We start from the raw sequence: 12858 nt of genomic DNA, 5'->3' as shown, positions 1-12858 counted from the left end.
CTCCCTTACGGATTCCGTGAGGGGGCGAAGTCCTGTCCGGGCGGACTACGGGGTCAGCTGGATGCCGCGCTGGGCGAGCCAGGGTTGGGGATCGACGTGCTGGCCGTTGATGATGATCTCGAAATGCAGGTGCGGACCGGTGGAGTCGCCGCGATTGCCGATACGGGCGATCTGCATGCCCGCCGGGACGCGTTCGCCGACCGAGACGAAGAAGTCGTACATGTGGCCGTAGACGGAGATGGTGCCGTCGTCGTGCCGGATGCGCACCCACAGCCCGAAGCCCTGTGCCGGGCCGGCGTCGATGACCGTGCCCGCCGCGACCGCGTAGATGGGCGAACCGATCGGGGCGGCGATGTCGACGCCCGCGTGGAAGGTGCCCCAGCGTGATCCGAATCCCGAGGTGAACGCGCCCTTGGCGGGGAGCGCGAAGCCGCCGATGCCGGGGATCGCGAAGCCGGGCGGCAGGGTGGCGTCGGGAGCGGGTGTCGTGACCATCCACGGTTGCGGCTGACCGGACACCGCCGCGGCCGCTTCGGCCTTGGCTCGATCCAGTGTGTCGCGCGCGGCGGCGGATACCACCGCGGACTCCCGCAGGCGTTCACCATTGCCGATGGCGTCGAGATATCGCTTCGTCGATGCGGGAACGGTATGTATCTGCAGTGGATTCGCCACCGGAACCCGCAGTGCCATACCGGGTTCCACGGTCGCATCGATCGGAATGCCCCCCAGCGCGCTGTCCGCCCCCGCGAACACGAGCACCGCCACCACCCCGCCGATCAGCACACGATGTCTGATCGCCCATGCCCGAGTCACCGGCCACTGCTGCCGCGCTTCGGTCTTCGTTTGCTCGACCAGCGCCCCGAACTCCGCCCGAGACCGTGGCCGCCGCCCCCACATGTCGACGCCCCGGGCGCGCACTATCGGCAGCTGCCGCCGCGCCCGTTCTGCGCCTCGTATCGATGCGTGCCCCGCCCGCGCCGCATATTCGCGCAGCCGTGACGGCGGCTCGTCCGGCCCGGACAGGTGGGCTCTGACCCCCGGGGTATATCTGTCGACCCCTGCCCGGAACCCCTGCGCCTCGGAGTCGCCCTCGATCTCCGATTCCGCGAACTCGAGCTCCGGGAGACTCGCGGCGCCGTCATCGTCCCCGGGTCTCGAGGCGACGGCCGCCGACTCCTCGCGTTCCGAATCCGCCGCGGCGGGAGTTGCCGGTTCGCCGCCGTTCGCGCTGGTCCCGGTGGTGGCGGCTGCCGATAGTCGTGCTGCCGAGTCCTCCTCGGTAGCCGCTGGTCCCCCCTGCATGCGAGCCTCCTCAGGCATTCCGGCGGCCATCTGCGGACAGCCGGGGGAGCGGGTGCTCTACCGTCTGTCGAGTGCGTATCGAATCTCGCCGGTCGACCATTCCACCTTTTTACGTGATGGATGTCTGGAAGGCAGCAGCTGAACGGGCGCGTTCCCATGGTGACGTACTTGTGCTGGCCGCGGGGCAGCCGTCCACGCCGGCCCCGCGGGCGGTATTGCGGGCCACCAAGGCGGCCATGGATTCCGAATTGCTCGGGTACACCGAGACTTTCGGGATCCTGGCGCTACGGGAGGCCATTGCCGAGCATCATCGGAGCACCTACGGGGTTCGGGTGAGCGCTGATGACGTGGTGGTGACGACCGGATCGTCCGGCGCGTTCACGCTGCTGTTCCTGGCCGCTTTCGATCTCGGGGACACCGTGGTGGTGGCGCGGCCGGGGTATCCCGCCTACCGCAATACGCTCACCGCGCTGGGTTGCCGGGTGGTCGAGCTCGATTGCGGCCCGGAGACGCGTTTTCAGCCCACCGTGGCCATGCTGGAGGCGCTGCCGGAGCCGCCCGCGGGCCTGATCGTGGCGAGTCCGGCCAATCCGACCGGGACCATGATCGCGCCCGCGGAGCTGGCGGCCCTGGCCCGCTGGTGCGATGAGCACGGGACACTGCTCATCTCGGACGAGATCTACCACGGCATCGTCTACGACACGGCGCTGTCCACAAGCACCGAGCCGACCTCCTCCGCCTGGGAGACCTCCCGGGAATCGGTGGTCATCGGATCGGTGTCCAAATACTTCTCCATGACGGGCTGGCGGCTCGGCTGGATGCTGGTGCCGGAGACCATGCGCCCGGCGCTGCAGCGGCTCGCCTCGAATATGACCGTCTGCCCGCCGGCTATTTCGCAGTATGCGGCCGTGCACGCCTTCGGTGCGGAGGCCAAGGCCGAACTCGACGGGCATGTGGCCCGCTATGCCGCCAATCGGCAGTTGCTGCTGACCGGTCTGCCGAAATTGGGCATCACCGATCTGGCTCCGGCGGACGGCGCCTTCTACGCATACGCGGATATTGCTCACCTGACCGATGATTCGATGCGATGGTGTACCGAGGTGCTCGACCACACGGGGGTGGCGCTTGCCCCGGGCATCGACTTCGACACGGTCAGCGGCACCCATACGGTGCGCTTCTCGTTCGCCGGAGCGAGCGCCGATATCGAAGAAGCACTGGACCGGTTGGAACGCTATCTGGCCTGAATTCGTCGCCGGAACGCCGTTCGAACCGGAATCACCACAGATCGCACAGATTTGGGTCAGATGAACCGATGATGACTGGCACGATTGCATCCGTGACCACTGCGACGACTCCGAAAGGCGAGAAGCGTCGCCAAGCGCTTGTATGTGCCGCCGCCGAGCTGCTCCTCGAGGGCGGCTTCGAGGCCGTACGACACCGCTCGGTGGCGACGCGCGCGGATCTGCCGCTGGCGTCCACCACCTACTACTTCGAATCGCTGGAGGATTTGATCGCGCGTGCGGTCGAATTCTCTGGTAATGCCGAACTCGATGCCATGCGCCGCCGGGTCGGCGAGGTGACCCACCGCCGGCGCGGCGCCGAGGCGACCGTGGATCTGGTGCTGGATCTGCTCGTCGGCCCGGATATGGCCGACGAGGACGCCCGCGGCCAGCTCATCGCCCGCTACGAGCGTTCGGTGGCCTCCGCCCGCCATCCGGAGCTACGCGAGGTGCAGTTCCGACTACGCGCCCAGCTCGACGAGCTGCTCGCCGACGTGCTGCGCCGCTCCGACCGCGTGGTGCGCCCGGAACAGACCCGCCGGCTCGTGGCCGTGGTCGACGGCGCGGTGGTGACGGCCCTCGGTGAACCCGACCCCCAGCCCCGCCGCATGGCCCGGGGCGCACTGCTGGAAGTGATAGACGTAGTCGCCCCACCTGCCTGAATGCTGATCACGGCGGGGGCGTGCGTTCGAAAGGCTCGACCCCCCAGGACAATCCAGCGCTCGCCCGCCCCGAGTTCGCGGCCCGTCTCGTTCTGGACTGAGTGGAGCGGGGGAGCGCAGCGGAGGAGCGGAGGGAGGGAAGAACGAGACTCCCAGGGCCGCGAACCGCCGGAGCGAAGCGGAGGCAAATTGAACACAGCACGAGACACCAGGGGCCGCGAACCGCCCGGAGCGAAGCGGAGGGCAAAATAAGCACAGTGACCTCTGTGCCGAACGTCCTCGCCACCCGTTATGCCAGCCCCGCGCTGGTTCAGTTGTGGTCGCCCGAGAACAAGATCGTTCTCGAGCGGCGGCTGTGGCTGGAGGTGCTGCGCGCTCAGTCCGAACTCGGTATCGAGGTGCCGGCCGGGGTCGTCGAGGACTACGAGCGGGTTGTCGATCAGGTCGATCTGAAGTCGATCGCCGAGCGGGAGCGCGTGACCCGGCACGATGTGAAGGCGCGCATCGAGGAGTTCAATGCCCTTGCCGGGCATGAGCATGTGCACAAGGGCATGACCTCGCGCGACCTCACCGAGAATGTCGAGCAGTTGCAGATCCGGCTCTCGCTGGAGCATGTGTACGCGCACGGCGTGGCGATCGCCGCCCGGCTGGCCGAGCGGGCAGCCGAATACCAGTCGCTGGTGATGGCCGGCCGCTCGCATAATGTGGCGGCGCAGGCCACCACCCTCGGCAAGCGTTTCGCCTCCGCGGCCGATGAGCTGCTCATCGCGCTCACCCGCGTGCAGGAGCTGATCGACCGCTATCCGCTGCGCGGCATCAAGGGCCCGATGGGCACCGCGCAGGACATGCTCGATCTGCTGGACGGCGATGCGGCCAAGCTGGCGCAGCTGGAGCAGAAGGTGGCGCACCACCTCGGTTTCAAGAATGTCTTCACCAGCGTCGGCCAGGTGTACCCGCGCTCGCTGGATCACGATGTGCTCTCCGCGCTGGTCCAGATCGGTGCGGGCCCTTCGTCTTTCGCGCACACCATTCGCCTGATGGCTGGAAACGAGCTGGTCACCGAGGGCTTCCAGAAGGGGCAGGTCGGTTCCTCGGCCATGCCGCACAAGATGAACTCCCGTTCCGCCGAGCGGGTCAACGGGCTGCAGGTCATTCTGCGCGGCTACGCCTCGATGGGCGCCGAGCTGGCGGGCGCGCAGTGGAACGAGGGCGATGTGTTCTGCTCGGTGGTGCGCCGGGTCGCGCTGCCGGACGCCTTCTTCGCCGTCGACGGCATGATGGAGACCTTCCTGACCATCCTGGCCGAATTCGGCGCCTACCCGGCCGTCATCGGCCGTGAGCTGGATCGGTACCTGCCGTTCCTGGCCACCACCCGCCTGCTGATGGCGGCGGTCCGGGCCGGTGTGGGCCGGGAGACCGCGCACGAGGTCATCAAGGAGCACGCCGTGGCCGTGGCCCTGGACATGCGCGAGCAGGGCCGGGAGCCGGATCTGCTGGATCGCCTGGCCGCCGACGATCGCATGCCGCTGGACCGCGCCGCCCTGGACGCGGCGCTGGCCGACCGCTCCGCCTTCATCGGCGCCGCCGAGGCGCAGACGGCCGCCGTGATCGCGCAGGTGCAGAAGCTGGTCGACGCCAATCCGGAGGCCGCGCGCTACACCCCGGCCCCGATTCTGTAGGCAGCGGCGAACTTTCGACTCTCGACCCCGGCCCATCGGTCCGGGGTCGAGGTGTTTCTGGCAGGCTGCGGGTATGAATCCGTACACGATCTTCTCGGAAATCGTTGCCGGGCAGGCGCCGGCGAGCAAGGTGTACGAGGACGACGATGTGCTGGCGTTCCTTGATATCCGCCCGGTGACGCCGGGGCATCTGCTGGTGATTCCGAAGGTTCCGGCGCGCAGTCTGGCCGAGCTGGATCCGGCCATGGGCGGCAAGCTCTTTCGGGTCGGGCAGCAGCTGGCGGCCGCGCTGCGGGCCTCCGAGGTGCAGTGCGACGGGGTGAATTTCTTCCTCGCCGACGGTGTCACAGCGGGGCAGGAGGTGTTCCATGTGCACCTGCATGTGATCCCGCGCACTCCGGGGGACGGTTTCGGGCTGCGGGCGCGGCCCACCTCTCCGGCCCGTGCGGACCTGGATTACCTGGCCGGATCTATTCGCGGGGTATTGGAGCGCGCCGCTGGCAATTCATAGCTGATTTGCATTAACATATGCGAACCAATTGGTTTGCCAGGGACACGCCATCGACCGAATAGTCCTCGCACCCCACGCGACTCGAGTTACGTTGGAACGCGATCGTGGTGGGCTGATGGAGGTGGGGCATGCGTAGAAGAGTTGTTTCCGCAGCGGTTTTAGCAGTAGCCGCAGGATTGCTCAGTCCGGCGTTAGCGCCACCGGCCACGGGCCACGCGGCCAGCGTCATCCGGGTCGACGACCTGAATGCCAACCGCTCCGCCATGTTCATCGATTCGCCCGCGATGGGCCGGACCATTCAGGTGCAGGTCCTGCATCCGGCCGGGGGCGGCTCCCGCCCCAGCTTCTATCTGCTCGACGGTCTCGATCCGGGCGCCACCCAGAGCACCTGGACCAATGCCACCGATGCCGAGCCCTTCTTCCGGGACAAGAACGTGAATGTGGTGCTGCCCATGGGCGGGCAGGCCAGCTACTACACCGACTGGATCTCCGATGATCCGCGCTTCGGCCGGTACAAGTGGGAAACCTTTCTGACAGAAGAGCTTCCGCCGCTCATCGACGATTATTTCTCCGGTAACGGGGTGAACGCCATCGGCGGTTTGTCCATGGGCGGCAATGCGGCCTTCACTCTCACGGTGCGGCATCCGGACCTGTATCGCGCCGTCGCCGGGTACAGCGCCTGCCCGGACACCACCATCGCGCAGGGCGCGACCATGTTCTCCATCGCCAATCGCGGCGGCAATCCGTTCAATATGTGGGGCGGGCCCACCAGTCCGGCCTGGGCCGAGCACAATCCGGCGCTGATGGCCGATCGGTTGCGCGGTAAGACCATCTACCTGTCCACCGGTACCGGCCTGCCCGGCCCGCACGAGCTGGAGATCAAACCGCAGCTGCCGGAGAACATCTTCTTCGGCGGTCCCATCGAATTCGGTGTGAACGCCTGCGTCGACACCTTCGCGCAGCGGCTGCGGGATCTGAATATCCCTGCGCGCGTGGACTACAGCCCGGTGGGCACGCACTCCTGGTCGTACTGGCAGGACGGACTGCACGATTCCTGGCCGACCATCGCCGGGGCGATCGGCGCCTAGCGCCGATCCGCTCCCCGGCGCGGATCAGGCTCCGGGACGGTTGAATTCGCCGTCCTTGGCGCCTGCCACGAACGCCCGCCACTCCCCGGGGGTGAACACCAGCACCGGCCCGTCCGGGTTGCGGGAATCCCGCAGGCCGATATTTCCGCTGGACAGGAAGGCGATTTCGACGCCCTCCGCATTGTCGTCGCCACGCCGCCAGACGGCGTCGGCCTCGATCTCGCGATTCTTCGCTGTTTCCAACTCCGGACTCCCTGTGCGATGAGCGGCGAGTACTGGACGGTGATGTGGATCGCACTCATAATGCCAGTGTTTGCGCGACCTCCGGATCGGATATTCCATTCTGTGTCGGCGGAAGGAGGTATGTGGTGCGCACGCCATGGTCCCAGCAGCGAGCTGCCCCCATCTCCGACAGCTGCGATGCCGTTCCGGAACGCTTCAACGTGGAACTGGCGGACAGCATTCTGCAGATCCACCGCAGCTGTCCCACCGATCAGTGCGCCCGGCGCAAAGCAGCGGTCTTCTACCTGTACGAGCACTGTCAGCACGTGGCCCCGGCCCGGCGCCGTCGCGCCTGACCGCCGGTTGTCGCGATGAGGTGGCAGGGTCCGCGGCGTGGCGGGGGTTCACACCACTAACCTGGTCGCCATGGCTCTGGACAGCAGTGGTAGCGCGACCTCCAATTCCGGCGCGGTTCTTTCGGCGCCGATCGCCAAGCGGGTGCCGACCGAGCGCGTGCACCACGGCGATGTCTTCGTAGACGACTACGAATGGTTGCGGGAGAAGAAGAATCCCGAGGTCATCTCCTATTTGGAGGAGGAGAACGCCTTTACGGATGCGCAGACGGAGGCGCTGGCCCCGCTGCGCGAGAAGATCTACGAGGAGATCAAGGGGCGCACCCGGGAGACCGATCTGTCGCTGCCCACCCGGATGGGCAAGTACTGGTACTACTCGCGCAGTTTCGAAGGCAAACAGTACGGCGTGTTCTGCCGCTGCCCGATCGCCGATGCGGACGACTGGACGCCGCCGCTGCTGGAGGTCGGTGTCGATATCCCGGGCGAGCAGGTGCTGCTGGATTCGAACGAATTGGCCGAGGGCCACGAATTCTTCTCACTCGGCGCCTCCTCGCTGAGCCAGGCGGGCGATCTGCTGGCCTATTCGGTCGATACGGTCGGCGACGAGCGGTACACCCTGCGCGTCAAGAATGTGGAGACCGGCGAACTGCTGCCCGACGAGATCCCGGGAACCGGCGGCGGCGCGACCTGGTCGCTGGACGGTACGCACGTCTTCTACGTGACCGTCGACGAGTCCTGGCGGCCCGACAGCATCTGGCGGCACCGGCTGGGCACCGAGCCGAGCGCCGATGTCCGGGTCTTCCACGAGGCCGATGAGCGCTTCGGGGTCGGGGTGGGCACCACTCGCTCGGAGAAATTCCTGGTGATCGGGGCCGATTCGAAACTCACCAGTGAGGTCTGGTTCCTGGAGTCCGATAATCCGGAGGGCGAGTTCCGGGTCCTGCTGCCGCGCCGTGAGGGTGTGTCGTACTCGGCCGATCACGCGGTGATCGGCGGCGAGGACAGGCTGCTCATCCTGCACAACGATGTCGTGGACGGGGTGAAGTCGGAGAACTTCCTGCTGTCGGAGGCGCCGCTCGCCGATCCGGCGGATCAGACGATTCTGATCCCGCATCGCGCGGATGTGCGGCTCGAGGATGTCGACGTCTTCTCCGACAAACTGGTACTCAGCTACCGCCGTGAGGCGCTGCCGCGAGTTGCGGTGTGGCCCTTGACCTCCGACGGCTACGGCGAGCTCAAAGAAGTCGATTTCGGGCTCACCCTGTTCTCCGCCGGACTCGGCGGCAATCCGGAGTGGGAGACGCCGACGCTGCGCATGGGACTCACCTCCTTCGTCACGCCGATGCAGATCTTCGACTACGTGCCCGAGACCGGAGAGCTGCTGCTGCGCAAGGAGCAGGTGGTGCTCGGCGAGTACAACGCGGACGATTACGAGCAGCGCCGGGATTGGGCGGTGGCCGCGGACGGCACCCGGATTCCGATCTCCATCGTGCAGCGCAAGGATGCCCCGGCGGGTCCGAAACCGTTGCTGCTCTACGGATACGGCTCCTACGAGGCCAGTATCGATCCGGGCTTCTCGATCGCCCGGCTGTCGGTGCTCGATCGCGGCATGGTGTTCGTGGTCGCGCATGTGCGCGGCGGCGGTGAGATGGGCCGGTTCTGGTACGACCAGGGCAAGATGCTCACCAAGAAGAACACCTTCACCGATTTCCTCTCCTGCGCACGGCATCTCGTCGACACCGGCGTCACCACCCCGGATCGGATGGTCGCCGACGGCGGTAGCGCGGGCGGCTTGCTCGTGGGTGCGGTGGCCAATCTCGCGCCCGAACTCTTCGCGGGCATTCTCACCAATGTGCCGTTCGTGGACCCGCTGACCTCCATGCTGCTTCCGGAGCTGCCGCTCACCACCTCCGAATGGGAGGAGTGGGGAAATCCGTTGGACGACAAGGACGTATACGACTACATGAAGTCGTACTCGCCGTACGAGAACGTCGAGGCCAAGGACTATCCGGCGATCCTGGCCATGACCGGTCTCAATGACACCCGGGTGTACTACGTGGAACCGGCCAAGTGGGTCGCGAAGCTGCGCGCCACCAAGACCGGCGATTCCCAGCTCATCCTCAAGACCGATATGACCTCCGGGCACGGCGGCCCCAGCGGCCGCTACGAGCGGTGGAAGGAAATCGCCTTCGAGTACTCCTGGCTGCTCGGCACCGTCGGCCTGGCCGAGGCCGAACCGGCGAACTGATCCGGCGCGGGGTTCGGGGGAGTACCTCGAACCCCGCCGCTATTCAGGGAGCTCCGCGGAAGGCACTGCCGCAGTGGCACTGTGGGTGAACCCGCCCGCTTCCTTGCGGGTGAGCGAGGTGCTGAGCGGGTGTGCGTTGAGTTGCTGCAGACTGCGCACCACATCGGTGAGCAGCAGATCGGCCATATCGCGGGTGAAGCCGTGCCGCAGCACCGCCCGCATGATGGTCTCGTCGCCGCGGTCGGCGGGCAGCGGATACGCCGCGATCAGCCAGCCGCGGGTGCGCAGCCGGTCGGACAGGTCGTAGAGATTGAAATTGCGGTCCCCGGTCAGCCGCCACGAGACGGCGGTGATGCCGCGCTCCGGATGGCCGTCATGGATCATCTCGAACATGCCCAGTTCGACCAGCCCGGCCGCGAGATGCTGGGCGGCCAGGTAGATCGCCGTCTGTACCTTGCGATAGCCGGTGCGGCCCAGGCGAATGAAGTCGTAGTACTGGGTGATGACCTGCCCGCCGGGCCGGGAGAAATTGAGATTGAAGGTGGCCATGCTGCCGCCGAGGTAATCCACATCGAAGATGAGTTCCTTGGGCAGATCGGCGGCGCTGCGCCACATGGCCCAGCCCGCGCCCAGCGGCGCCAGTCCGGTCTTGTGCCCGGAGGCATTGATCGATTTCACGCGCGGCAGCCGGAAGTCCCACACCAGATCGGGTGCGCAGAACGGGGCGAGGAAGCCGCCGCTGGCCGCGTCCACGTGTATGGGAATGTCGAGTCCGGTCTTCTGCTGTAGATCGTCGAGGGCCTTGCTGATGCCGGCGACATCCTCGAACAGTCCGGTGAAGGTCTGCCCGAAGGTGGGCACCACCATGATGGTGTTCGCATCGCAGTAGGCGGCCACATCGTCCGGGTGCATGGTGAGCCGGTTGCCGCGCAAGGGGATCTGGCGGATCTCCACATCGAAGTAGCGGGCGAATTTCTCCCAGCACACCTGCACCGGTCCGCAGACGAAATTGGGGGTGCCGGTGCCGCCGCGCTTGCGCCAGCGGAATTTCGCGGCCAGCCCGCCCAGCATGGCGGCCTCGCTGGATCCGGTGGTGGAGGTGCCGAGCGTGGTCTCCGGATCGGGCGCGTGCCACAGGTCGGCGATCATGCGGACGCAGCGCCGCTCGAGTTCGGCGGTCTGCGGGTACTCGTCCTTGTCGACGATGTTCTTGCCGATGGCCTCGTCCATGAGCCGCCGGGCCTGATCATCGACCCAGGTGGTGCAGAAGGTGGCCAGGTTCATCCGGGAGACGCCGTCCAGCAGCAATTCGCCGTGCACGATCTCATAGGCCGCGTCGGGCGCCATTTCCACCGCGGGGAAGCCGGCCTTGGGTGCGCCGCGGCTGAGGCCGGGCAGGGAGAATACGTCGTCGTCGGTGTGCGGATTGCCCGTCATCCAGCCTCCAGCGTCGGTACTAGCCATCTATTTGCTGAATGCATTCCGAACGCTCATTGATCAGTGAAAATGGTTGATGTGTGGACCGTTTCGTAATCAATTGATAGTTGCTGGACGGTTACTATTCAGCGCTATGGACTATCAGCATGTCATAGGGCAAGTGATGTCCGCCACGGTGCCACGCGGGGGGCGGACATGGCAACGGTGACCGCGGCGAAGGCCACCACGACCAAGTACATGTCCTGGGTGACGCTGGCCCTGATGACCACCAGTTCGGTGGCCAGCCTGCGGTCCTCGCCGACCATGGCGGTGTACGGCCTGGCATGCGTATTTCTCTACTTGATTCCGGCGCTGTTGTTCCTGCTCCCGACCGCCTTCGTGGCGGCGGAGCTGGCCTCGGGCTGGGCCGGCGGGGTCTACAAATGGGTGGGCGAGGGGCTCTCGCAGCCGATGGGATTTCTCGCGGTGTGGTGCCAGTTCGCCATGACCATTTTCTATTACCCGAGCCTGCTGGCCTATGTGGCAAGCACTTTCGCGTACATCATCAATCCGTCGCTGGCGGCCAATGGCACCTATGTGGCCATAGTCATCATCACCATCTACTGGGTGGCGGTCTTCGTCTCCTCGCAGGGCACCAAAACCGTTGCGGGACTGTCGAGTATGGGGCTCATTATCGGCACGCTGATTCCGGGCGCGCTGCTGGTGGTGCTGGGCCTGGTCTTCCTGGCGCAGGGCAATCCGTCGGCCGCGCCGATGGACGGCGGTCATCTGCTGCCCGCCTGGACCGGTGTGGCCAGCCTGGTGCTCATCGTGAACAACTTCCTGTCCTACGCGGGCATGGAGATGAACGCGGTGCACGTGTCCTCGCTGAAGAATCCGGGCAAGGAGTACCCGAAGGCCATGGCCCTGGCCGTCGGCCTGGTGCTGCTGATCTTCATCGTGCCCGCCGTGGTGATCAGCTGGGTGGTGCCGTCCAAGAACCTGAGCCTCACCGCCGGCGTCATGCAGGCCTTCGACGGCTTCTTCAATCACTTCGACATCGGTTTCCTGACACCGATATTGGGTGTGATGCTGGTGGCGGCGGCGCTGGGCGGCATGCTCACCTGGCTGGCCGGACCCTCCAAGGGGCTGCTGCTCATCGGCCGCCAGGAGGGCTATCTGCCGCCGATCCTGACGCGCCTGAACAAGCATGGCGTGCAACAGAACATGCTCGTCGCACAGGGTGTGGTGACCACACTGCTGGCGCTGCTGTACGCCTTCATCCCCGACGTCTCCAGCGCCTACTGGATTCTGTCGGTGATCACCACCCAGGTGTATCTGATCATGTACGTGCTCATGTTCGCCGCCGCGATTCGCCTGCGCCGCAACCAACCCGACCATCCGCGCGGCTATCGGGCGCCGGCGCTGGTCGCACTGTGCGGGCTGGGCGCGACCTCGTCGGTGGCGGCCTTCCTCATCGGCTTCGTGCCGCCCTCGCAGTACGGCAGCGGCAATGGCCTGAGCTATGTGGTGCTCATCGGGCTGGGCATGGGCATTGTCGGGCTGCTGATTCCCTACCTGTTCATGCGCTTCCGCAAACCCGGCTGGAAGATCGACGCACCCGAGGAGGCCATCGCATGACGACCGTGCATCCGGGGGCGCCCGACGCGACACGACGCCTGGTGTACCTGTCGGTGGCGGTGGTGCTGGTGGTCATCGCCATTGCCGGCGCGATCGCCTTCCACCGCGATCGGGACAGTGAAATCGCATTGCGCCGGGCGCAGGTACTGCAATCACGGTTGATCGCAGCGGGTTTCACCTCGCCGGAGCCGAAGGTCATCGCCGATTCACTCGGTGAGGACGGCGGACTGCTGTGCCAGGATCCGCACTCGCCGCTCATCAAGGCGCAGTATCAGGCGGCGATCACCAATGGCGCCGGCGGTCCCGGCACGCGTCCGGTCATCGCCGATCGCGATGTCTTCACCGCGACCTCGATCGCCATCGAAACCTATTGCCCGGACAAGCTTGCCGCGTATCTGGAGGAGACTGGCAACCTGAAGAAGGCACAGTGACATCGGATACGGAGCACTGATGGAG

At 66.2% G+C, this 12858-nt stretch carries 12 protein-coding genes; 9 read left to right on the top strand and 3 right to left on the bottom strand.

Annotation, left to right across the window (positions count from 1 at the left end):
- Positions 1-45 precede the first annotated feature (45 nt).
- Positions 46-1302, bottom strand: a complete 1257-nt coding sequence (locus OG716_RS28605; RefSeq protein WP_405133692.1) for a M23 family metallopeptidase — start codon at positions 1300-1302, stop codon at positions 46-48.
- Between the two features lie 71 nt (positions 1303-1373).
- Here OG716_RS28605 and OG716_RS28600 point away from each other — a divergent pair, with 71 nt between their 5' ends.
- The 5 genes from OG716_RS28600 to OG716_RS28580 all read left to right on the top strand — a co-directional run bounded on the left by OG716_RS28600 (position 1374) and on the right by OG716_RS28580 (position 6522).
- Positions 1374-2546, top strand: a complete 1173-nt coding sequence (locus tag OG716_RS28600) for a pyridoxal phosphate-dependent aminotransferase (protein WP_405133691.1) — start codon at positions 1374-1376, stop codon at positions 2544-2546.
- A gap of 92 nt (positions 2547-2638) precedes the next feature.
- Positions 2639-3244 carry a TetR family transcriptional regulator gene (locus OG716_RS28595; protein WP_327143464.1) on the top strand — a complete coding sequence of 202 codons (606 nt, stop codon included), beginning with the start codon at positions 2639-2641 and terminating at the stop codon, positions 3242-3244.
- A gap of 257 nt (positions 3245-3501) precedes the next feature.
- Positions 3502-4923: an adenylosuccinate lyase gene (gene purB, locus OG716_RS28590; RefSeq protein WP_405133690.1), complete on the top strand. Its 1422-nt coding sequence runs from the start codon at positions 3502-3504 to the stop codon at positions 4921-4923.
- 73 nt (positions 4924-4996) lie between these two features.
- On the top strand, positions 4997-5434 hold the full coding sequence (locus OG716_RS28585) for an HIT domain-containing protein (protein WP_355124017.1): 438 nt from the start codon (positions 4997-4999) through the stop codon (positions 5432-5434).
- A gap of 128 nt (positions 5435-5562) precedes the next feature.
- Positions 5563-6522 (top strand): alpha/beta hydrolase, encoded by a 960-nt coding sequence (locus OG716_RS28580; RefSeq protein WP_405133689.1) that lies wholly within the window; start codon positions 5563-5565, stop codon positions 6520-6522.
- 24 nt (positions 6523-6546) lie between these two features.
- Here the strand turns inward: OG716_RS28580 and OG716_RS28575 are convergent, their stop codons facing one another.
- Positions 6547-6765, bottom strand: coding sequence for a DUF397 domain-containing protein (locus OG716_RS28575; RefSeq protein ID WP_405133688.1), 219 nt, complete (start codon positions 6763-6765; stop codon positions 6547-6549).
- Between the two features lie 125 nt (positions 6766-6890).
- Here OG716_RS28575 and OG716_RS28570 point away from each other — a divergent pair, with 125 nt between their 5' ends.
- A complete protein-coding gene (locus OG716_RS28570; protein WP_355124021.1) occupies positions 6891-7100 on the top strand; it encodes a hypothetical protein in 210 nt (69 codons plus the stop codon).
- A 70-nt stretch (positions 7101-7170) separates the two neighbouring features.
- The gene (locus OG716_RS28565) at positions 7171-9345 is read left to right on the top strand and encodes a S9 family peptidase (protein WP_405133687.1); all 2175 of its coding nucleotides are present in this window, start codon (positions 7171-7173) and stop codon (positions 9343-9345) included.
- Positions 9346-9384: 39 nt separating this feature from the next.
- Here the strand turns inward: OG716_RS28565 and OG716_RS28560 are convergent, their stop codons facing one another.
- Positions 9385-10782: a glutamate decarboxylase gene (locus OG716_RS28560; RefSeq protein WP_405133686.1), complete on the bottom strand. Its 1398-nt coding sequence runs from the start codon at positions 10780-10782 to the stop codon at positions 9385-9387.
- A 195-nt stretch (positions 10783-10977) separates the two neighbouring features.
- On the opposite strand from OG716_RS28560, the gene OG716_RS28555 reads away from it, so the two are divergent.
- Positions 10978-12402, top strand: coding sequence for an APC family permease (locus tag OG716_RS28555; protein WP_405133685.1), 1425 nt, complete (start codon positions 10978-10980; stop codon positions 12400-12402).
- Positions 12399-12833 carry a hypothetical protein gene (locus OG716_RS28550; RefSeq protein WP_405133684.1) on the top strand — a complete coding sequence of 145 codons (435 nt, stop codon included), beginning with the start codon at positions 12399-12401 and terminating at the stop codon, positions 12831-12833. The genes OG716_RS28555 and OG716_RS28550 overlap by 4 nt, the downstream gene beginning before the upstream one ends.
- Positions 12834-12858 lie beyond the last annotated feature (25 nt).

Source organism: Nocardia sp. NBC_01388 (assembly GCF_045040085.1).
In the GTDB taxonomy this organism is placed as follows: domain Bacteria; phylum Actinomycetota; class Actinomycetes; order Mycobacteriales; family Mycobacteriaceae; genus Nocardia.
Note: the sequence above shows the minus strand (reverse complement) of the source record. Positions and strands in the feature narration are given on the sequence as shown.